Genomic DNA, 21,531 nt, shown 5'->3' on the forward strand with positions numbered 1-21,531 from the left:
TCCGCGGCGGGCCGGCTCCGCGGGGAGTCCGGCCCGGTCCCGACCCCGCCGCGGGCGGACGGATTCCGGGCGGCGGGACGGTCCGCTGACGACGGGTCATCGGGGGTTGGCTCGAGGGACAGGGGTGTGCCGTACCGGCCTCAGCCGAGGTTGTTCAGCGTGACGGACCCGCCGGGCCTGAGGCTGACCTTGCGCGAGGTGCCGCCCGCGAACACGGTCGTGTCACGGCCGCCGACGCTCTTCAGCGTCAGCTGGGTGACCTTGCCGTTCCTCCACCTGAGGTCGGCGACGAAGCCGCCGCGCACGCCGACTCCGGACACCGAGCCGGCCGCCGCCCACGCGGCGGGCAGTGCGGGCAGCAGCTCGATGTGGCCCGGCCGCGAGTACACCAGCATCTCGATCATCGCGGAGGGGGTGCCGAAGTTGGCGTCGATCTGGAAGATGCCGCGGCCCTGCCCCATGTCCATGATGTCGAAGAGGTTCGGCGCGGTGCCGTTGCTGCCGCCCGCGGACGGCTTCAGGTTGTTGACGACCAGCTGGTAGGCCTTCTCCGCGTTCTTCAGCCGGGCCCAGCACAGGCCGCGCCAGGCGTTGGCCCAGCCGTAGCTGTTCATGCCGCGCGCGGTCAGCAGGGCGGTCGCGCCGGCGAGGATGTCCTTCGGGGTGGAGTCGTCCGGGCGGATCCGGTCGCCCGGGAAGAGGCCGACGAGCGGGGACAGGTGCCGGTGGGTGGTCTCACCCAGGTTGTCCGGCGACATCCACTCCTCCAGCCAGCCGGTCTTGGGACTGACCACGGGCAGGTACAGGCGCTCGCGCAGTGCGTCGACGGTCTGGCTGTAGGAGGTGTCCCTGCCGAGCACCCCGGTCGCGGTGCGGTAGTTGCCGAAGAGGTTCCACACCAGCTCCTGGGCGTACGTGATGCCCTTGGCGTCCAGCGGCCCCTGCTCGGGGGACCAGTCGCTGTCGGCGATGAGGACCTCGCGTGAGGAGCCGGAGGCGTCGGTGACGGTCGTGGTGATGAGGCGGGCCTCCCAGAACTCCACGGCTCCCTTGAGGAGGGGGTAGATCTTCTCCAGGTAGGCGCGGTCCTGGGTGTACTCGTAGTGTTCGAACAGGTTCTGGCAGATCCAGGCGTTGCCCGCCGGGTGCCACCACCAGCCGCCTCCGCCGTAGGGGTTGGTGGAGATGGCCACGGTCCAGCCGGCTATCTTGCCGCTGGAGTTGCGGTACCTGTTGTCCGGGCTGTTGAACAGCCGCCGCGTGACGTCCGTCCACGAGGGCAGCTGGGCGAGGCAGTAGTCCGTGAAGACGTCGAAGCAGTCCGGCAGTCCGGCGCGATCGGCCAGCCAGTAGTTCATCTGGACGTTGATGTCGGTGTGGTAGTCGCCCATCCAGTCCGGGTCGTTGCCGTCCAGCCACGGCCCCTGCAGACCCATCGGCAGCACGCCCCGTGATCCGGAGATCATCAGGTAGCGCCCGAACTGGAGGTAGGCCGCCTCCAGTTCCGGGTCCGGGACGTCGTCCCGGTAGCGGGCCTGTACGCGCTGCCAGGTGTCCAGCTTGCGCTGTGCGGTGGACGAGGTGCCGAGGTCGACGGCGAGCTGCTCGAACACCGGGCGGAAGTCCGCGACGTGGGTGTGCAGCAGGGTGCTCGCGGAGTGGCCGGCCGCGTCCTGCACCTTGGTGCGTGCCAGACGCTCCGGGTCCAGGGCCGGGTCGCGGAACCCGGTGGCCGCGTCGGGTGCGTAGTTCGTGCCGCCGCTGACCACGACGGTGAGGTCCTTGCAGCCGCTGAACCTGATCGACGTACCGCTGACGGTCACCGTGCCGGTGCCGCTGGTCGCCGTGACGGCGGCGCCGTACTTCAGGCCGTTGGCGAGGGACGCCCCGAACGAGACGCGGCGCCTTGTGCCGTCCGCGGTGGTGTGCTCGCCGTGGGTGCCGGCCAGCGTGACGGTGCCGGTGTAGGTGCCGCCGCCGAGCTGGGAGAAGTACACGACGATGACGTCGTCGGGGCGGCTGGCGAAGATCTGCCGCTGGTAGGTGACGCCGGACAGGTCGTACGAAGCGCTGACGAGGCCCTGGGCCAGGTCCAGGGTGCGGCGGTAGTCGTCGACGGAGCCCAGGTCGTGGCCGGGGATGTCGACGGTGAGTTCGGCCAGCAGGGTCAGGGAGCCGAAGTCGTCCCGCCCGTAGGGGAACTGGCCGTCGCTCTGCAGGGTGTCGTTGGCGCCGCCGGTCCACAGGGAGGCGTCGGTGATCGTCAGCAGTTCGCTGGAGGGATCGTTGCTCACGAGCGCTCCGAGGCGCCCGTTCCCGACCGGCAGGCCCTGCCGGATCATCGAGGTGGGGGAACCGGGAGCCCGCCACCACAGCTGGTTCTTCGCGGCGGCGGCAGCGGACAGCATGGGCGAGGAGAGGGGGCGGGACGGGGCCGCCGACGCGGTGAAGGCCGGCAGACCGCCGAGTGCGGCGGTCGCGCCGGCGACGGCGGCGAGGGAGAGGAAGCCTCTGCGGCTGGGACGGTTGTCGCGCGATGCGGTGTGCTGGGTGTCCACGTGGTGCACTCCATGTCCGGGGAACGGCGCATGCGGGAACGACGGATGCGGGGCCGTCGGGTGTTGCTGCGAGGGGGGTGGGCCCGGAGCCGTGCCGGGCCCACGTGCGGGTCAGGCGGTCCTGGGGACGTCGATCCGGTCGATGTCGGGGGAGTAGTCCCAGCCGCTGTCGAACGTGATGCTGTTGGAGCCCGCCTTCAGGGCCAGCTGCACGCTGACGGTCTGGACCGTGTTCCAGTCACCCGTGGAGGGGAACTTCAGCCGGGTGCCGTTGCCGCTGTTGGAGTAGACGGTCACCGAACGGGGATCGCCGCTGACGTAGGCGACGTCGATGGTGTAGATGCCGTCCTTCTTCACCTTGATGTCGTTGAACTGCAGCCGGCTGTCGAGGTAGAGGTTGCCGACCTTCTTGCCGCCGGAGCAGGCGTCGCACGAGGCGAGGGAGGCGTTCCCGGTCAGGGTGTTGTTCCCGGACTCGGCCTCGTAGCGGGTGGTCGACAGCGCGGGGCCGCCGGGCTTGACGGTGAACAGCCGTGAGCCGTGCGCGGGCAGCGTCGCGGTGATCCTGTTCTTGTACGTCCCCAGGTTCTGGTGCTTCCACAGGTCGCGTACGGTGGCCGCGCCGGTGAAGCCGAACGACGCCCAGTCGGCGGTGACGGAGTCCGACGAGTCGCCGAGGTTGAACAGGGCGACGGTGTAGCTGCCGTCGGGGTTCTTGGCCCCCCAGACCTGCTGGTCGCCCATCGGGGTGACGGGGCGTGCGACCGGCGAGCCGTTCTGGTCGACGTCGATGACCTCCTGGTTGGTCAGCAGGGAGAGTCCGTAGTCGTCCAGCCGGGTGAGGTCGTCACCGGTGAACAGGGGCGACTTGTTGATGGCCCACAGGGTCATGTAGCTCTGCCGCTCGGCAGGGGTGAGGCCGTCCATCTCACCGTTGCCGACGTCGACCGCGTCGAGGTCGTTCCAGCCGCCGGGGCCTGCCTTGCCGCTCCACGCGGGGGCGTCGTTCCACCGGTCGTTGACCGAGTTCTCCCAGGTGACCAGGGTCTTGCAGTAACACTCCACATCGGTGTCGATGCGCCAGCCGTTGGAGTACTTCTTCCAGTCGGCGGCGTGGCCGATGTCCAGCGACCAGGACAGTTCCAGGTGCATCGGGCGGCCGGTGTCCCCGATGGCCTTGTGCCAGGCGGCGATGTCCGGGACGTTGTCGTAGTTGTCGCCGGACTTGAACGAGCCCGGACCGACGCCGTCGAGCTTCAGGAAGTCGTAGCCCCAGTCCGCGAGCATCTGCGCCTGCGAGTCGATGTACTTCTGCGCGCAGGGGTTGCCGAAGTCCAGCTTGTAGGCGCTGTCCCAGCCGTTGGTGGTGCGCAGGTCGGGGTAGACCACGTCCGCGGTGGTGCAGCCGGGGGCATTGCGGATCGGCACCTTGCCCTCGCCGTAGGCCCCCTTCTCCAGGCCCACCGGCAGGTAGATGCCGGCCTTGAGGCCCTTGGCGTGGATGTGGTCGGCGACGGCCTTCATGCCGTGCGGGAACCGGACCGGGTCCGGGGTCTGCCGGCCGTACTGGTCGAACTCGGACGTCCAGTTCTGGTCCATCCACCAGCCGGCGTCGATGTTGACGTACTCGTAACCGTACTTCTTCAGCGTGGTGGCCAAGGCGTCCGCCTGCTTCAGGACGTTGGCCTCGGTGAGGTAGCTGTAGTCGCCGTTCGGGTTCAGCCCCGGGTACTTCGAGGACTGCATGCTCCAGCTGGACCAGCCCATGTAGGGCTTGGCCGCGAGGCCGGAGGCGGCGTCGGCCGTGGTCGAGGCGGAACGGGCGGCCGGGGCGGCGGACCTGGCGGTGGCGGCCATGGCCTGATCGACGGCCGGGACCGTGGCCAGTCCGGCCGTGACGGCCAGCACCAGCGTCGCTCTGAGGGTACGGCGCGGGAAGCCGGTACGGGTTCCGCGCAGGGCTGTGTACGGGGATGACCGCATGGGTCGCCTCCTGGGGGTGGGGTGAGCGGAATTGCGGTGGTACCCGGTGGGGGCGGGCGCCGGATCGGGCAGGACGCCGGGCGCGGGCGGTCGGGCGGCAGGCCGCCGGGTGGGCGGCTCCGTCCTTGCCCGGGCCGTTGGGAGCCCGCTGACGCGCTGTCGCCGTGGCGTGCGGTGCAGCGGGAGCGTGGGGTCGCGGTCGGGGGAGTGCCTGCCGTGACGAACGGGGGAGGGGACCGTCCTCGGGCCGGGCTCCGCGCCGCCGACGGCGACAGCGGGCGGGGCCGGGCTCATGGCGGCCCCGGCACCGGACGGGGGCCGTCGGCGGCCGGACGCGCCGGCGGTCTACGGGCTGCGGCTCTGCAGCGTCATGGGCTGCTCCTCGTACGTGTCCGATCCCAGGAAGGACTGGATCGCGGTGGCCGCGGCCCCCCGCGCCCACTCCTCGAAGGCGAGCGGACGTGTCACCACGTCACACCGCGCGGCGGTGCCGAAGGCGGACGCGGCGAAGGAGTCCCGGATGCCCTCGGCGAAGAGGTCGTAGGCGGCCAGGCCCTCCCCGGAGATGATCACCCGCTCGGGACCGAGGAGGTTCACCAGCGAGCCGATCGCCTTGCCTATGGCCTCGCCGGCCCGTGCGTAGACCGCCCGGGCGCCGGGGTCCTCGCGGCGGGCCAGGTCCAGCGCCTCGGCGATGCCGGCCACCTGCTCGCCGGTGGCCGCGCGCACCGCTCGCACGATGGCGGGGTCCGCCGCGATCGCCTCCACACACCCCCGGTTGCCGCAGTGGCAGGGCGGCCCGAGCGGGTCGAGGGACAGATGCCCGATCTCCCCGGCCACGCCGTGCGCGCCGGACACCACCCGCCCGTGCACCACCAGGCCGCAGCCGATGCCGGCGCCCACGGTGACCAGGGCGAAGTGCGAGAGTCCGACTCCGGCCCCGAACCAGTGCTCGGCGACCGTGAGCGCGCGCACGTCGTTGTCGACCGTGACCGGCAACCCGGTCGTGGCCTCGACGAGTCCGGCGAGCGGTACGTCCCGCCACTCCAGGAAGGGCGAGTAACGGACCACACCCTCGGCCCGGTCCACGTCCCCCGAGATCGCGATGCCCAGCCCCCGTACCCGCACGCCGAATCCGACGGCCTCGGTGAGCAACTCCTGTACCAGCGCGGTGATGACGGGGAGCACCGCCTCCGGCGCGCGGCCCGTCAGGTGCACGTGCCGGGACATCCGGATGCGGCAGCACAGGTCGGTCAGTACGCCGATGATCTCGTCGCCGGTCACCTTGAGCCCGATGAACAGCGCCCTCCCGCCGTCCACCCACACCAGGCTGGCCGGGCGTCCCACGGCGGGCGGCGCCTCTTCGTCCACCCCCTCGACCAGGTAGCCGAGTTCCATCAGCGGACGGACCGCCTTGGTGACGGCGGCGGCGGAGAGGCTGGTCCGCCGCGCGACCTCGGCCCGGGTGAGCGGGCCGTGGGAGAGCAGTGTGGTGAAGACCAGGGAAGCGGCCGGAGTCATCGTGGGGACCGACTCACGGGGGGAGGTCGGGCGCATGGCCGGAAACCTAGGCGTGACTCTTTTCCGCTGTCAATGAAAAAACCACACTTCTTCAGAAGTGCTCTCCGGAGGGGTTCTAAACCTGTGAAACCGCCTCCGGTGCAGGGATGTTGGCGGTGCATCCAAGGTCGTGACTCTGAGGGTGCCGGAAGGTCTCGGTCGCCGAGTGACCTGTCAGTGGCCCCGCGGAGGGCCGAGCGCCTCTTCGGCGTCGTCCGGCGGCTCACGGCCCGGGGCACGTGCGTCGTCTTCGTCAGCCGCTGACTGGAAGAGGTCTTCGCGCTGGACGGCGTCACCGGTCGGAGCCGTACTGGGCGCCGAACGGATCACCGTCGGGATCGATGCGGGCGCGGGCCCGCCGCCGGGCCGCGCGTGCCGTCCCGATGCGGGTACCCGTGTGGTGCCCGAGGACGGGTACGACCCGAGCGGCCGGGAGAGAGGGGCGAGGTGACCGACAGCACCGGGGCGTCGCTGTTGCGGCTGATGCAGGCCAGTCACACGGCCACGCTCGAACAGCTTCCGGGGATGATCGCCGACCACGCCGCCGTGGCAGGCATGCACGACGTGGCGCTCTTCGTGGTGGACATCCGGGAGACGGTGCTGCGCCGGCTCACCGGTCAGGGGCTGGATGCCGGACGCGGCGGGCAGGAGTTCACCGTCTCGGGCAGTCTGCCCGGCCAGGCCTACCGGCGCGTGGAACTGCTGCCCGAACCCGTGCGGGAGGGGGAGTGCGATCGTCCGGGCGGACGGCGCTGGTGGGTGGCCATCACCGACGGCGTGGAACGCCTGGGTGTGCTGCGGGCCGACACCGACACCGACGACGAACCCGTCCGCCGGGCCCTGCGCGACCTGGCGTCGATGACGGCCCTGCTGTTGCTGAGCAAGCGGTCCTACAGCGACTCCTACGCGCGTCTGGTGCGTACGGAGCCGATGAACGTGGCCGCGGAGATGCAGTGGAACCTCACCCCGCCACCCGCCTACGCGGGGCAGCAGGTCACCGTCGGCGCGGTGATGGAGCCCGCCTACCAGGTGGGCGGCGACGCCTTCGACTACGCGGTCGCCGGCAGCACGCTCCACCTGGGTGTCTTCGACGCCATGGGCCACGACACCACCGCCGGTATCACCGCGAACGTCGCCGTGTCCGCCTGCCGCAACGCCCGCCGCCAGGGCGCCTCGCTGTCCGAGACCAGCCGGAGGGTGGAGGAGACGCTGCTCGGGCAGTTCGGCACCAGCCGCTACGTCACCGGTGTCCTGGCCGACCTGGACATGCAGAGCGGCCGGCTGACCTGGATCAACCGCGGTCACCACCTGCCCCTCCTGATCCGCGACCACCGCTGGACCACCGAACTGGTCTGCCCCCCGGCCGGTCCCATGGGCGCGGGCCTCGGCCTGTCGGTCGTCATGGCCACCGAGCAGCTCGAACCAGGCGATCGCCTGCTGCTGTACACCGACGGCGTCGTCGAGGCCCGCGACAGGCACGGGACGGAGTTCGGCCAGGAGCGGTTCGTCGACTTCATCCGCCGTCACCACTCCGGCCGGCAGACCCTGCACGAGACCCTGCGCCGGCTGATGGCCGCCATCATGGAACACCACGACGGCAAGCTCGACGACGACGCCACCGTACTGCTCACCGAGTGGCGCGGCGGCCACCAGCAGGAGCTGACCCCATGAACCCCGGTCCACGCGAAAGGAGGCGGCGATGAACACCGGCCGGCCCGCCTCCCGCGACCACCCGCACACCCTCGAGGTGCACGTCCGCCGGCTGAGCGCCCGCCGTCACCTCGTCACGGTCGTGGGCGCCCTCGACCTGCACACGGCCGCGCACCTCGCCGACGCCCTGCGGCCCCTGGTGCTCACCGGCGGGCACAGCCTGCTCGTCGACCTGTCCGGCGTCGGCTTCCTGGACTCCACCGGGCTCACCTGCCTGATCGCGGCCTACCGCACGGTCCGCGGCACCGGCGCCCGGCTGGCGCTGATCGCACCCAGCGAACGCGTACGGCGGATGCTCGCGCTGACCGGAACGGACCAGGTACTGCACAGCTACGCCACCGTGGACTCCGTACCCGACTGACCGGCCGCGACCGGAGGCGGGTCAGCCGAGGTCGTCGAACATGGCCAGCAGTGCCTCCTCGTCCGTCTCGGACGCCGGCTGCTCCGGCTGCGGAATCTGCTCGGCCCACACTGTTTTCCCCTGTGGCATGTAGCGGGCACCCCAGCTCTTGGTGAACTGCGCCACGAGGAACAGACCCCGCCCGCCCTCCTCGGTCGTGGCCGCGCGTCTGATCCGCGGAGAGGTGTTGCTGCCGTCGGAGACCTCGCAGATCAGTGAGTCGTCACGCAGCAACCGCAGGCCCACCGGCCCCGGGCCGCCGTACCGCACGGCGTTGGTGACCAGCTCGCTGACCACGAGCCCGGTGTTGAAGTCCAGCTCCGGCATGCCCCAGGCGGCGAGCTGGGCACGGGTCAGCGCCCTGGCACGGGCCACGGCCGCGGGGTCGGACGGGAACTCCCAGCACGCCATCCGGTCCTCGGGCAGCGCGTGCACACGGGCCAGCAGCAGGGCCACGTCGTCGCCAGCGGGGCCCGTTCGCCGTGATCGCTGCCCGAGGCAGTCGGGTGCGACTCCACCGCTCCAGAGGAATCAGGCAAATAGGGCATTTGCCTGGGTGGAGTTGCCCGGTCGTAGGTGTTTGGGGCTGTTCCGGGCCCTGGGCCGGCGGGTTCCGCCGGGAAGTCCTAGCCGATACGGGCCGCCGCCGGTTCCGGCCGGGCGCCCGGGGCGGCCTCCGCCGCCGTGTAGGGGGAGGCGAAGGTGAACGCGCGCGGGGACGGCCCGTGGGCCCGCAGGTCCGCCAGCCGCTCCAGGGCCTCGCCGGCGGTCGGGAGGTGGCCTGCGGGGACCCACCAGAGCACCAGGTGCGCCTCGACGTGCCGGTGGAACCACTCCCGGCGCCGCCGCAGCGCCTCCAGGTGCCCGCTGCGATAGGTGAAGTCCCACAGCGCTTCCTGGCTCTCCCACACGGACAGGTTGACGATGACGTCCTCGCCCGCCGGGCGCAGGCCGGTGGCGTCGGCCGCCCCCTCCGCCACGAGCCGCCACACGAAGCCGGGCGCGGCGTCGGCGGCGGCGTTGACCGGGGTGAGCATCTCGACGAACGGCGCCGTGCGCGGGTCGTCGAGGGGGTGACAGGGTGGCGACGTTGAGCTGGGCGAGGTGGGCGGCGGGCGCGGATGCGGTCATGGCCCCATCCCAGCACGGCCCGCTTTTCTATGTCAATGAATGTTGTTTTTAGAGTCCTCGACCACCACGCAGCATTCACCCGGCCGGGCGTCCATCCGTGCGCGGACGGGGCCGTCCGTGCCGAGCAACCCCTCCAGCAGGGCGAGGTTCATGCCGCAGACGAGGGGCGGGAAGCGCTCGGCGACGGCGTGGAAGGGGCAGTTGCGCATGCGGACGACGCGTGCGCCCGCCGCGGGCCCTTCGGCGGTCTGGCCGCTCCCGGTGGCCCCGGCGTCCGCCACGTAGGGTTCGTAGCCGCGGGCGGCCAGCACCTCCATGGCTTCTTCGAGCCCGCCACAGGGCCCCGCCCGGCCGCGCAGGGCCTCCCCCCGGCGGCGCGCCGCCGCGCAGAGCCCGGCGTCCAGTCCGGCCTGCTCGGCGGCCTCGGCGAGCAGTTCGGCGGCGGTGCGGTAGTCGCGGGCGGGCAGCGACACCGACCGTTCGGCACGGGCCCGCGTGTACACCTTGGCGGGGCGTCCGGCCCCCGGTCCCGAGCGGCCCGTCAGGCGGCGGCTGCCGGATTCCAGCAGCCCGGCCTCGGCCAGCTTGTCCAGATGGTGCGCGGCGAGCGTGCGTGCCACCCCGGCCGCCTCGGCGGCCTCGTTGCGGCCGACCTCGCGGCCCTGTGCCACCACGTACTCGTACAGGCGGCGCCGCACCGGATCCTGCAACGCCGCGATCGAGTCGATGTCCGTCACCCACCCAGTCTAGGAACAACCCAGGTTGGAGATAGAAAGGCGGTCCCGCCCCGGCTGACGGCGGACGCGCCGGCGGGCGGCCGCACCGTACCCGGCACCCGGCACCCGGCACCCGGCCATGGTGGCACCGGCGCGCATGAAGCGCCCCGGTCAGGGGAGCCGTGAGGTCCGGCCACGCCACAGGAGGTTTCATGTTCGAGGGGTTCAGCCTGCACGGGCACCCGCGCACGCACGCCACCTGGCCCCGCGTGGCCCCGTCGCCGGCCGCCGCGGGACACACGGTGGTCTGCCCCGCCCCGGCGACCGCCGCCCGCGTCCGCCGCCTCGGCTGAGCGGGCGGACCGTGAAGCCGCGGAGGACCCGGTTGCGAGGTGTACGGGAGGAGATCCGCACATGGGCCCCCCGGGCGTCCGGCGGTCACCGCAGGATGCGCCAGCGGTGGCCGGCCGTGCCGTCGTCCGGTGCCTGGACCACGAAGGCGCCGACGGCGCCGGACCCGTTCTCCGCGGCGAGCAGCTTCCCGCTGTGCGCGTTGCGGATCGTGCAGGTGCCGTCGCCCTGGTCGAGCAGGGTCCAGCGGTGGTCGGCGGTGCCGTTGTCCGACCACTGCAGGACGGTGGCGCCGTCGGCCGTGGACATGTTCAGCACGCCGAGCACCTTGCCGCTGTGGACGTTGCGGAAACGGAAGGCGTCGCCGTCGGGGATCATCTCCCAGTCGTGGTCGGCCGTTCCGTTGTCGCTCCAGAGCAGGGCGCGGCCGCCGTCGGCGGTGGACATGTCCTGGATGCCCAGCACCAGACCGCCGGCCGCGTCGGCGAGGCGGACGGAGGGCGGGCCGCCGGTCTTCCAGTAGACGGTGTAGTTGTGGCCGTGCGCGTCGTGGAAGGGCCCCAGACCGACGGTGCCGCCGCCGGCCGTGGCGGTGAAGGCGAGCGCGGTGGAACTGGTCCGCCTGATCGAGGAGGTGTCGAGCGCGGGGAGGGAACCGAGGGCGGTGTCGCCGTAGTCGCCCGCCAGGACGACCGGACCGTAGGTGACCGCGCAGACGTTCGGGTCGTCGTTGGCCGGCCGCAGGACGGTGCGCATGGGCAGGCGCACGGTGACGGTGTCACCGGAGGACCAGGCCCGCTCCAGGGTCGCGTAACTCCCGGACGTCACGGGGACGTTCTGCGTGACGCCGTTGACGCTGAGGCTCGCCCCGGTCGTCCAGCCGGGGATGCGGACGCGCATCGCCCAGGTGCCGCCCACGTCACCGGTGACGCGCAGCGTCGTGGTGTCGCTCGCCGGGTACGACGTGGTCTGGGTGACGGTGATGCCGCGCTGGGTCCACGTGAGCACCGACGGCACGAACAGGTTGACGGTGAGCGTCGTGCCGGAGTGGAAGTAGACGGAGTCCATGAGCCGGGTGTGGATCTCCACGCCCGTGCCCTGGCAGCACCAGAAGGTGGTGTAGTCGGTGCTCCAGGTGCCGCCGCCCCACGCCGGGCCGACACCGCGCCGGCCCCCGGGCCTCAGCGGGGTGAAGTAGGTGACGTGCCCGTGGGGGTCCGCCGGGTTCTGGTTGCCGATGACGTGGTTGAGCCAGGCCTGTTCGTAGTAGTCGAACAGCGCGGCCCGGTCCGGCGTCAGGGTGAACAGCTCCCTGGTGAGGGTGAGCATGTTGACCGTGTTGCAGCTCTCGCAGGTGTCGTCGGCCAGGTAGGCGGCGATGGCGTTCGGGGCGCGGAAGTGCTCCGCCTGGCTGTTGCCGCCGATGGCGTAGGTGTGGGAGCCGACGCAGTGGTTCCAGGCGTTGGTGGCGATGTCGCGGTACCGGGTGGTGCCGGTCGCCTTGTACGCGCGGACCGCCCCGATCCACTTCGGCACCTGGGTGTTGGCGTGCAGCCCGGCCAGCGCGTCCTGGCCCGCCGCCAGCGGGTCGAACACCGCGGCGTGGTCGAAGCGCTGGGCCACCGTGAGCCACCGGACGTCACCGGTCTGCTGGCAGAGGTCGGTCAGGACCGCGTTCATGCCGCCGAACTCGGTGCCCAGCACGGCCTGCATCTGGGCGGTGGTCAGCCGGCCGTTGCGCGCGTCGACCCAGCCCGCGAGGGCCAGCAGCACATCGCGGGCCTGGGTGCTGCCGAGGTGCCGCCACACGTCCAGCAGACCGGTCATGGTCTTGTGGACGGTGTAGTACGGCACGTTGCCGTTCCGCAGGGTGCCGGCCTCCAGCGCCGTGAAGTCGGACTCGGGGTAGCCCGAGAGGTAGCCCGCGCCGTAGCCCGCGGCGCCGTTGTTGGCCTGGCACCTGGCCAGCTCCGCCACCATGTACAGGGCCTTGTCGCGGGCCGTCGTGTCGCCCGTGACCGCGTACAACTGCGCCCAGGCGGTCAGGAAGTGGCCCTGGACGTGGCTGCGGAACGGGAAGGTGGGGGCGTCCCAGCCGCCCGTCGCCGCCGCGCCGCCCGTGGACAGGCGGTGGTTGGCACGGAAGGTGTACAGCAGCCGGTCGACGTCGACGAAGCGGAGGTAGGAGGCGGTGCGGTCCTGGTTGTCCAGCCACCGGCTCGCGGTGAGCCTGACCTGGCCCAGGTCGAAGGGTGACGCCTTGGTCCCGATGTCGGTGCGGACCGGCGGGACGCTCGCCGCCGTCGCCGCGGTGCCGCCGAGCAGGGGGCCGGCGGTGGAGCCGGCGACCGTGGTCGCGGCGAGCTTGAGGAGCCGTCTTCTGCTGAACTCGGGCATTCTCGAACATCTCCTTGCGTGGGGGAGTCGAGCGCATCGGGCCGTGGCCGGCGCCGCCCGGCCGAGGCTCACGCCGGGGGTCCGCCGTGAAGGGCCGCGGGATCGGTGAGCGACTGCTGGGTTCGATATTTCGAACAGTGTTCGCTGGATCGTCGAGACCATAGTGGGGTGGATGACGGACCGTCAACGGCGCCGACACCTTCTGTCGATCGCCCACCAGGAACGGGCGGGGGCCGACGGCGTCCGCACGTTGTTCGCCTGCGGCGTCCGCGGCGACTCTGCGATGCTGCCGGGTGGCCGGCGCCTGCCGCGCGGCGACAGACGTCGGCAGACCGGCCTCCGCCATCTCACAAGGGAGTTCACATGCGTCTGTGCAAGCGTGCGCCGGCCCTCACGTTCCTGGCCGCCGTGGCCCTCACCATCCTCGGCCCGCAGGCCGTGGCCGCACCCGTGCCTTGGGAGACCAGCACGGTCACCGTGCGGTGCGCACCCCCCTGCTACCAGTAGGCCGCTGTCCCGGGAGCGCCTGCGCGGCACCGGCGGCCGCACCGGACGAGTCGGCGCAGGGCTACTCCGGCCCCTCAGGGGTACGCGTGTGCGGCGCCCCCTCGCAGGCGCACCTGTGGGCAGCACCTGGACAAGCAGTGGGAGATGGCATGAGACTCCGCCAGTCGGCTCTGGCACCGTTGCGGTGCTCCGCGCACGTACTGGGCGGGCGCTATCGCCTGGACGCGGTCATCGGCTCGGGTGGCGCCGGCGACGTCCACCGCGGCTTCGACCTGCGTCTGCGACGCCGGGTGGCGGTCAAGGTCTTCCGCACCGGTGCCGACGCCGACGCGGAGGACGGCTTCCACAACGAGGCGGTCATCCTCGCCCGGTTGCGGCACCCCGGCCTGGTCACCGTCTACGACGCCGGCCGGCACGACGGACGTGCCTACCTGGTGATGGAGCTGATCGAAGGCCCGACGCTGAAGGCGCGCATCGCCAAGGGTCCCCTGGCGCCCGGGGAGACCGCCGCCCTCGGAGCCGGCCTCGCGCGTGCTCTGGCCCACGCGCACGACGCGGGGATCGTGCACCGTGACGTGAAGCCCTCGAACATCATCCTGGACGCCTCCGGCCGCCCCCACCTGACCGACTTCGGCATCTCCCGGCTGCTCGACGCCACCACCCGTACCGCCACCGGCACCCTCGTCGGCACGGCCGCCTACCTGTCCCCGGAGCAGGTGCTCGGCCGGCCCGTCGGCCCGCCCGCCGATGTCTACGCCCTCGGGCTGGTGCTCCTCGAATGCGTCACGAGCCGGCTCGAATACGACGGTACCCCCCTGGAGGCCGCGATCGCGCGGCTCCACCGGCGGCCCGAACTGCCCGGTTCCCTCCCGACGGAATTCGCGGCCCTGCTGGCGGACATGACCGCGCTGGACGCCGACGCCCGCCCGTCGGCCGAGGACTGCGTCCGGACGCTGGCCGCCCTCGCCGAGGCGGACGGCCCACGGGCGGTCCCGCCCCCGGCCGACGTGACGAGCCTGGTTCCCGAGCGGGTACCGGCGTGGGCCGACCGCACGCACCCGCATGCGCCGCACACGACCGGCACGGCCGCACCGAAGGCCGCGCCCGCGCGCGGCCGCCGTCTGGTCGCCGGTACGGCCGCCGCGCTGGCGGCCGCCGTGGCCGCCACGGTCGCCGCGTCCGACGGATCCGCGCACCAGGCAGCGGCGCGTGCGATGAGCAGCCCCTCCGCGAAGGCCGACGCACCGAGCACGTCCGCTCCGGGTCACGAGGCGGGATCCGCCCCCGTCAAGCTCTCCGCCCGCGACGTCCCCGCGGGGCGGCTTCCCGGCCCCGCCCCGGCTGTGCCGAGCCGGTCGCCGGCCGCCGGCACGAGCGCCGCCCACGGCACCACGTCCCCGCCGTCATCCACAGCCTCCTGGGACACACCGGGCAGCGGGGTCACGCGAGCGTCCGGGACCGCTTCACACGGCACCAGGGGAGCAGCCCGGTCCGGCGAGCGACCCGGCAAGCCGCAGAAGGCCGAAGAGGCGCACCGGAAGAAGGCCGGGAAGAACGAGGCTGGGAAGAACGAGGCCGGGAAGAAGAAGGCGCACTGAGAGTCCGCCTCTGGCGGCGCGGGCCCGGTTCCCTGCTCGCGCGGCCGTTCGTGAACCAGTGGGCGCCGACATGGCGGGCCGTCGGGTACGAGCGGCGCGGGTCGACACCCCCGGCGTCCCGCGCCGTACCCGTGCCGACCCGGGGGCCCCGGCCCGATGGCCGGAACCGGCGGTGACGCGCAGGGAAGGTGGGCATGATGGCCGTGTGCATGAAGAACTGGTACTGCGGTTACGCGGGACGTGGCAGCGCGCCGAGCGGCTCGACACGGCGCTGATCGATGCCGCGCTCGCCCCGTTCGGCGCCGAACTGGTCGCGGTGACCGGCCTCGAACCAGGTGACGTCCGGTTGCTGGTCACGGTCCCCGAGACCGCCGACCTGATCGCCGTCGGGACCGCGGTGGCGGACGCGCTGGCGCTTCCCTCACCGCGGATCACCTTCGACCGGGGGACTCCGGCCGCGCGGGGCATCGCCGGGCGCGGCTACTACTGTTCCTGCGGCGGAGTGGACGGCGACCACACCGAGGAATGCCCGAGGGCGCGGACGTGAGCTGGCGGCCCCCCGTCCCGCTGGGTTACCTGGAGAGTGTGCAGACGGTCGGCGGGGTGGCCGCCCCGCTGCTCGCCGGGGGCAGCTTCACACTGGCGGTGCTGGCGTTGCAGTCGTCGGTCCCGGGCCCCGCAGCCGTCAGCCGGTGGCCGGACGCCTCGCTGGCCCTGTTCGTCGCGGCCGGCCTGCTCCAGATCGCCACCGTCCAGGCGACGGCATGGACCCGGCGCTACATGTGCACGCCGGGCGACCTCGTGCAGTGGTTCCCCGGCGAGCAGACGGACGGCGTTCCGAGCCGGTTCCTGCTCGGCATGCAGCACAGTCACCTGCGCCAGGCCCACCGGTGGGCGAACGCGGCGCGCGGCTTCTACCACGCCGGGATCATCACCCTGCTCGCCGGACTGCTCGTCGCCAGCGTGCCGCGAGGCCACCTCACCGGCGGCCGCTGGACGGTCCTCGCCGTCTGTGCGGCAGGCGTCGCAGGCGAGTTCGCCTGGCTGTTCAGAGCCCTCTTCCTCGACCGCCGCGCGCGTCGCGAGGCCGTACTCCAGCTGGCCGTGCCGCTCTCCGTCGCGGTGGTGGCGGCCGTCCCCGGCATCTGGCACGGGTGGCCCGTGCTCGGGGCGTGCGCGGTCTGTCTGCTCCCCTGCATCCTGTTCCTCGTCGCGCGCCGTTCGGTCACCTCCACGTGGCTCACCTCGGTCGTGAGTCTCTGCCTGGGCGGGATCGCCCTGTTCCTTCCGATACCTCAGCCGGTCGTCGTACTCGTGCTGGCACCCGCGTTCGTCCTCGGCGTCCGGGCGTTCGCGGCCGTCCTCCGCCGCCGGCGAGAGCCGGCCACGGCACAGACGTCAGGAGGGACGGCCTGATGGATTCAGCTGCCCTGCGACAACTCGCGGCCTGCGTCGAACGTGTGCACGCGACGGACGACTTGGGACACACCCTCGCGGACGGCATGTCGGACCACCTCTCCCGCGCCTGGCGCGAGTGGGACGGCGAGGACACGGAATCCTCCTTCGTGCTCGGGGTCTTCTCCTTCTACCGCCACCTGGCGGCGCACGAGCCGACGGACCTGCGCCTGGCCATCATGGCGCTCACCCCCTGCCTGCTGTACGACGACATGGCGTTGCCACCGGACATGCTCCCCTTCCTCACCGACTACGGCGTGTGCGAGGCGGAACTCCTGCGCCAGGACGCCCGCCACTCGCCCGATCCGGTGGCGGCCGCGCGTGCGGCGCACGCCTGGCGGCGCATCGTCACGGCCACCCGGGCCGGCCACCCGGGCACCGGTGAACGTGAGACCGCCCTGCTGAGGTCGCTGCGCCTGCTCGCCGCCCGGCAGGGCGACACCGCCGAACCCGACCGGGCCGTCGCCCAGGCGCGAAAACGCCTCGCCCCACCGGGCCGCCGGAAGCGGCTCGGCAGCCTGCTCGCCCTCTGCGAGGCGTTCGAGGAACGGTACGAGGCGACCGGCGACGTGGCGGACCACGAGGCCGCCCTCCAGTGCGCCGAGGAACTGGCCGCCTTCGCCGCGCCGGGGGATCCCACCGGCCGCCAACTCCTGTTCTCGTACGGCGAGAAGCTGTACCAGAGGTTCCTGCGCACTGCCGATGGCGCGGACCTGTCACGCGCCATCGACTTCCTGCGCGAGTCCGTCACGGCCCCCGACCCCGGGCTGCCGACCCGCCTCCTGGTCCTCTCCCGTGCCCTGTCGATGGGGTACGGCGCCGTCAAGGACCCCGCCGTGCTGGAGGAGGCGGTCGCCGCCGCCGAACAGGCCGCGGCGCTGGTCCGCCGGGACCACAAGGAGCACCCGCTCCTCGAGTGGCACCTCGCCGTGCTGTACTTCCAGCGCTACGGGCACGCCCACTGCGCCGACGACCTCGACAAAGCGACGGCAGCGGTGGCCGAGGCCTCCATGTGCCTTCCCCGCGAGGTCCGGCTCACCGCTCTCAGTGCCGACATCGAGTTCGCGCACTCCCGGCGCACGGTGGACACCGAGCGCCTCCACAGGGCCCTCGTACTGAGGGAACGCGTCGTGCGGAAGACTCCCCCGGAGGACGCCTTCTCGCGTGCCGAGGCCCTCTACCAGCTCAGCCAGATCCAGATGTTCTGGTACCGGCGGACGGGATCGCTCGGACACCTGGACGACGCCACCACCAACGGCCGGGCGGCCGTCGGCCTGCTCGCGGCGAACGACAGCCGTCGCTCCCGGTTCCTGTGCGGCCTGGGCTACGTCTGCTTCACCCGCTTCTCGTGTCACCTGGAGCCGGACGCCCTGCCCGAGGCGGTGCGTCTGTTCCGGCGCGCCGCCGCGAGCGCACCCGACGACTACCGCCCGTACGCGTTGCTCGCCACCACCCTGTGGCAGGGCTATTCGGTGACGGGTGACGGCGCCGACCTCGACGAGTCCGTCACCTCGGGCGAACGCGCCCTGGAACGCGCCCCCGCCGATCAACGGGCGGAGGTACTCCTGGACCTCAGCGCCGCCCGCCGGCTGCGATACGGCAGCACCCGCGACGGCTCCGATCTCCACCGGGCACAAGCCGCGCTCACCGAGGCCCTCGGTCTTCCCGGTCTGCCGCCGAGAACACGCATGCGGATCGCCCTGGAACAGGCCGAGCTGGCCTCGCTCCCCCCGGTGAACCCGGCCGGAAGACTACGGGCCTACGAGGAGGCCGTCGGACTGCTTCCCCACCTCGCCCTGCGCAGCAGGTACTACGAGGACCGTGAATTCGTCCTGGGCGCCCACTCCGGCCTCGGTGCCAAAGCGGCCGACGCGGCAGTCGCGGTCGGCCGTCCCGACCGCGCCCTGGAACTGCTGGAGAAGGCGCGCGGCATCCTGGCCGACACCTTGCGCGACAGCACGGACGTCACGGCCCGTGACCTGTGCCGCAGCACCGCCCGCGGCCCCGTGGTCACGGTCAGCGCCGTCGAGACCGGCGGGCTGGCTCTCGTCGTCACCCCCTCCGGCGTCCGCCCGCTCTCCCTGCCAGGGCTCACCCTCCACGAGGCCAGGGCCCGGCACACGGCTCTTCAGAGGGCCCTGGCCTCCCAGGCGGGCGACGACGTCCTCGACGTCCTGCGCTGGCTCTGGCACACGGTCTGCCGGCCCGTGCTGGAAACGCTGAACGCCACGGACCACGACGGTTCCCGCGTGTGGTGGTGCCCCGTAGGCATCATGTCGCTCTTCCCGCTGCACGCCGCGGGCGACGGCCGCGACTCCGTGATGGCGAGGACCGTGTCCTCCTACCTCCCCACCGTCCGCGCCCTGCCTGCCAGCCGCCCCACCCAGGTGGCACCGGGCAGGGCCCTCGTGGTCGCCATGAGCAGAACGCCCGGCCAGGCCTTCCTGCCGGGCGCCGCTTCCGAGGTGAACACCCTCACCCGGCTGCTCGACGCCAGGGTCCTGCACAACGAGCAGGCCACCCGTGACGCCGTGCTCGCCGCCCTGCCCGGCACCCGGATCGCGCACTTCGCCTGCCACGCGCAGGCCGACACGCGCGAGCCCACCCAGAGCCGCCTGCTGCTCTTCGACGAGCCGCTGACTCCGCGGAACCTGCCGGTCGGTCTCGACGCCGACCTCGCCTACCTGTCGGCCTGCGCCACGAGCGACGTCCTGTTCGTCGGGGCCGACGAGGCGATGCACATGACCGCCGCCTTCCAGCTGGCCGGTTTCCGCCATGTCATCGGCACCCTCTGGCCCGTGGACGACGGGGTCGCCTCCGACATCGCCGACCGCTTCTACACGCTCATCGCCGCCCACGGCGCCGACCACGCCGCCCAGGCCCTCCACACGGCCACCGCGGAGGTCCGCCAAGCGCACCCCGACCGGCCCGACCTGTGGGCATCCCACCTGCACACCGGCCCGTGACCGGGCGCCGGCACGGCGACGGGCCGGGGCCGGGAGGTCACCGGCCGGCGACCTGCGGGCGGTCGCGGCGGGCGTCGTGGAGGACCGAGCCCCACCACAGCAGCTGGTCGAGCATGGCCCTGGCGGCGTCCTCGGGGCCCTGCGGGTCCCGGAGCGTGCCGTCGGGGGCGAACAGGAGGTAGTAGCTGGGGAAGGCGACGTAGTCGCGCACGGTGTGGGCGTGCAACTCGCTGAAGACCTGCCGCAGTTGCTCGATCGCGAGAAGACCGCCGCTGAGGCCGCTGTACCCGACGAAGCCGATCGGCTTGGCCTTCCACTGGGTGTAGTGCCAGTCGATGGCGGCCTTCAGGGACGCGGGGAAGCTGCGGTTGTAGTCGGGGGTCACGATGACGACCGCGTCGGCCGCGTCGAGCCGCCGGGTCAGTTCGGCCATGCCCTCGGGACGCGGCAGGTCGGGCTGCAGGGCCGGCGGGGTGGGCGGCAGCGCGAGCGGGAGGTCGACGTCCGCCAGATCGATCAGGTCGATGGTGAACTCGTCGTGGCGCTTGGCCTGTTCGACGAACCAGTCGGCCACCACCGGACCGAAGCGGCCCTCCCGGACACTGCCGACGATCACTGCGAGATTCAGTCGCGCGCTGGACATGGGTGTGCTTCTCCTACAGGAACGGATACCGCCCCGGCCGGGGCATGCAGTCCACGGTGGCGGACCGGCGACGTCCGAGGGAGGCCGGGCGGAGGGTGGTAGTGGCAGGGCCACGATCCGCCGGAGCGACGGGTGTTACGTTCGCGGGATGAGCGACAACGAGCTCGGCCTCTTCCTGCGGCTGCGCCGGGAAGCCGTGACACCGGCCGAGGTGGGACTGCCCGCCGGGCCGCGCCGCCGTACGCCGGGACTGCGCCGCGCGGAACTGGCGACGCTGGCCGGGGTGAGCGTCGAGTACGTCACCAGGCTGGAGCAGGGGCGGGACCGCAGGCCCTCGGTGCAGGTGCTGGCGGCCCTCGCGGACGCGCTGCTGCTCACCCCCGGTGAACGGGTCCATCTGCACCGGCTCGCCAAGGGCGCCGATCCCGGCTTCACCTGCCGGGGCGGGGCGGGACCGAACAGGGCGGTCCGGCCCACGGTGCGGGCGCTGCTGGAGCGGCTGGAACCGGCGCCCGCCGTGCTGGTGAACCGGCTGAGCGAGATCCTGGCCTGCACGGACGGGTACCGGCGGCTCGCCGGGCCGCTCGGCCTGCTGGACGGCGTCCGGCCCAGCCTCGCCCGCTTCGTCTTCACCGACCCGCGGGCGCGCTCGGTGTACCCGGACTGGGACACGGTCGCCGACCAGCAGGTCGCGGCCCTCAAACAGGGACCGGGGCAGACCGACGTGCATGTCGGCGCGCTGATGGACGAGCTGACGGTGTCCTGCGGGGAACCCTTCGCCGGCCGGCTGCGGACGCTGCCGGGGCTGCCGCGGGCGAACGGGGCGGTGCGCATGGTCCACCCGCACGTGGGCGAGGTGCGGCTGGCGTACGAGACGCTCGGGCTGCCCGCCGACGACGACCAGCATCTCGTCGTCCACCTGCCGGCCGACGACGCGAGCGCCGCCGCGCTGGACCGCCTCACCGGCCGCCGCCCGGGCGCCCTCCGGGTGGTCTGAGCGGTACGCCGGCAGCCGCGCCGACGAGCCGCGCCGACGAGCCGAGCGGACTTAGGGCCGGCCCCGCGGTCCCGGCGCTTTCCGTCACTGGCCGGCACTTGCTCCGCCTGCGCGCCCCCTGCAACGCCGCGCTCACCCCGCTGACACCGCTCCCCCCGACATCCGGCGCCCGTACGGATGGCGCGGGTCGCCGCTGCCGGCGGCCGCTCCCGCGCACTCCCCGGCGATCCCCGTCCCGGCCGCGCACTTCTCCGGGCGCAGCCCACGGCACCGTCATGCCCGTCGCGGCCCGCCGGAACGGCACTCGCGCGACGCTCGTCTGACGTTCCCCTGTCCTTACCGCCCGTTCCTGCGCAACCCGTGCACAAGATGACGCAGTCCTGAACAGGCGCGCCTTGATCGGCAGTCGGCGGCCGAAGAGTCTTGAAGCCGGGAAACGGGACACCGCTCCGCACCCGCCGCCGGCCCCGACACCGGGCCGGCCCCGCGCATCCGGCCCCGCACACCTCGCCCGCGCACGTCCGCCGTCCGGCATGCCCGTACCGAAGGAGTGTCACGT

General features: G+C 72.6%; 15 protein-coding genes and 2 pseudogenes. 9 read left to right on the top strand and 8 right to left on the bottom strand.

The annotated features are described in order from the left end of the window. Positions 1 to 140: 140 nt before the first annotated feature. From ACZ5DC_RS24245 to ACZ5DC_RS24255, 3 genes are all read right to left on the bottom strand, one after another. On the bottom strand, positions 141 to 2,558 hold the full coding sequence (locus ACZ5DC_RS24245) for a glycosyl hydrolase family 95 catalytic domain-containing protein (protein WP_468655863.1): 2,418 nt from the start codon (positions 2,556 to 2,558) through the stop codon (positions 141 to 143). Positions 2,559 to 2,669: 111 nt separating this feature from the next. Further along, positions 2,670 to 4,541 carry an alpha-galactosidase D gene (locus ACZ5DC_RS24250; protein ID WP_468655865.1) on the bottom strand — a complete coding sequence of 624 codons (1,872 nt, stop codon included), beginning with the start codon at positions 4,539 to 4,541 and terminating at the stop codon, positions 2,670 to 2,672. Positions 4,542 to 4,886: 345 nt separating this feature from the next. Next, positions 4,887 to 6,098 carry an ROK family protein gene (locus ACZ5DC_RS24255; protein WP_468655867.1) on the bottom strand — a complete coding sequence of 404 codons (1,212 nt, stop codon included), beginning with the start codon at positions 6,096 to 6,098 and terminating at the stop codon, positions 4,887 to 4,889. A 450-nt stretch (positions 6,099 to 6,548) separates the two neighbouring features. On the opposite strand from ACZ5DC_RS24255, the gene ACZ5DC_RS24260 reads away from it, so the two are divergent. Both ACZ5DC_RS24260 and ACZ5DC_RS24265 read left to right on the top strand, forming a co-directional pair. Continuing rightward, on the top strand, positions 6,549 to 7,772 hold the full coding sequence (locus ACZ5DC_RS24260; RefSeq protein WP_468655869.1) for a PP2C family protein-serine/threonine phosphatase: 1,224 nt from the start codon (positions 6,549 to 6,551) through the stop codon (positions 7,770 to 7,772). Between the two features lie 28 nt (positions 7,773 to 7,800). Then, complete coding sequence (locus ACZ5DC_RS24265) at positions 7,801 to 8,172, top strand: STAS domain-containing protein (RefSeq protein ID WP_468655871.1); 372 nt, start codon at positions 7,801 to 7,803, stop codon at positions 8,170 to 8,172. Between the two features lie 21 nt (positions 8,173 to 8,193). Here the strand turns inward: ACZ5DC_RS24265 and ACZ5DC_RS24270 are convergent. The 3 genes and pseudogenes from ACZ5DC_RS24270 to ACZ5DC_RS24280 form a co-directional block, all read right to left on the bottom strand. Continuing rightward, positions 8,194 to 8,679: pseudogene (locus ACZ5DC_RS24270) on the bottom strand (ATP-binding protein); the annotation flags it as partial. 158 nt (positions 8,680 to 8,837) lie between these two features. After that, positions 8,838 to 9,342 (bottom strand): annotated as a pseudogene (locus ACZ5DC_RS24275) (DUF3291 domain-containing protein). A 32-nt stretch (positions 9,343 to 9,374) separates the two neighbouring features. After that, complete coding sequence (locus ACZ5DC_RS24280) at positions 9,375 to 10,079, bottom strand: helix-turn-helix transcriptional regulator (protein WP_468655873.1); 705 nt, start codon at positions 10,077 to 10,079, stop codon at positions 9,375 to 9,377. Between the two features lie 191 nt (positions 10,080 to 10,270). Here ACZ5DC_RS24280 and ACZ5DC_RS24285 point away from each other — a divergent pair, with 191 nt between their 5' ends. Next, complete coding sequence (locus tag ACZ5DC_RS24285; protein WP_468655875.1) at positions 10,271 to 10,411, top strand: hypothetical protein; 141 nt, start codon at positions 10,271 to 10,273, stop codon at positions 10,409 to 10,411. An 85-nt stretch (positions 10,412 to 10,496) separates the two neighbouring features. On the opposite strand, the gene ACZ5DC_RS24290 is transcribed toward ACZ5DC_RS24285, so the two are convergent. After that, entirely contained in the window at positions 10,497 to 12,806 is a 2,310-nt protein-coding gene (locus ACZ5DC_RS24290; protein ID WP_468655877.1) for a beta-L-arabinofuranosidase domain-containing protein, read from the bottom strand. Between the two features lie 363 nt (positions 12,807 to 13,169). Here ACZ5DC_RS24290 and ACZ5DC_RS24295 point away from each other — a divergent pair, with 363 nt between their 5' ends. The 5 genes from ACZ5DC_RS24295 to ACZ5DC_RS24315 all read left to right on the top strand — a co-directional run bounded on the left by ACZ5DC_RS24295 (position 13,170) and on the right by ACZ5DC_RS24315 (position 19,332). Then, positions 13,170 to 13,313: a hypothetical protein gene (locus ACZ5DC_RS24295; protein WP_468655879.1), complete on the top strand. Its 144-nt coding sequence runs from the start codon at positions 13,170 to 13,172 to the stop codon at positions 13,311 to 13,313. Positions 13,314 to 13,462: 149 nt separating this feature from the next. Continuing rightward, positions 13,463 to 14,911, top strand: coding sequence for a serine/threonine-protein kinase (locus tag ACZ5DC_RS24300; RefSeq protein WP_468655881.1), 1,449 nt, complete (start codon positions 13,463 to 13,465; stop codon positions 14,909 to 14,911). Between the two features lie 205 nt (positions 14,912 to 15,116). Continuing rightward, positions 15,117 to 15,458 (top strand): hypothetical protein, encoded by a 342-nt coding sequence (locus ACZ5DC_RS24305; RefSeq protein ID WP_468655883.1) that lies wholly within the window; start codon positions 15,117 to 15,119, stop codon positions 15,456 to 15,458. After that, positions 15,455 to 16,327: a hypothetical protein gene (locus tag ACZ5DC_RS24310; RefSeq protein WP_468655884.1), complete on the top strand. Its 873-nt coding sequence runs from the start codon at positions 15,455 to 15,457 to the stop codon at positions 16,325 to 16,327. The genes ACZ5DC_RS24305 and ACZ5DC_RS24310 overlap by 4 nt, the downstream gene beginning before the upstream one ends. After that, positions 16,327 to 19,332: a CHAT domain-containing protein gene (locus ACZ5DC_RS24315; RefSeq protein WP_468655886.1), complete on the top strand. Its 3,006-nt coding sequence runs from the start codon at positions 16,327 to 16,329 to the stop codon at positions 19,330 to 19,332. Before ACZ5DC_RS24310 ends, ACZ5DC_RS24315 begins: the two co-directional genes overlap by 1 nt. A 37-nt stretch (positions 19,333 to 19,369) precedes the next feature. On the opposite strand, the gene ACZ5DC_RS24320 is transcribed toward ACZ5DC_RS24315, so the two are convergent. After that, positions 19,370 to 19,975, bottom strand: coding sequence for an NADPH-dependent FMN reductase (locus ACZ5DC_RS24320; RefSeq protein ID WP_366751242.1), 606 nt, complete (start codon positions 19,973 to 19,975; stop codon positions 19,370 to 19,372). A gap of 148 nt (positions 19,976 to 20,123) precedes the next feature. Between ACZ5DC_RS24320 and ACZ5DC_RS24325 the strand changes: the two genes are divergently transcribed. Continuing rightward, positions 20,124 to 20,972, top strand: a complete 849-nt coding sequence (locus ACZ5DC_RS24325) for a helix-turn-helix domain-containing protein (protein ID WP_468655888.1) — start codon at positions 20,124 to 20,126, stop codon at positions 20,970 to 20,972. The last annotated feature ends 559 nt before the right edge of the window (positions 20,973 to 21,531 follow it).

Source organism: Streptomyces sp. NPDC031445, assembly GCF_055581365.1.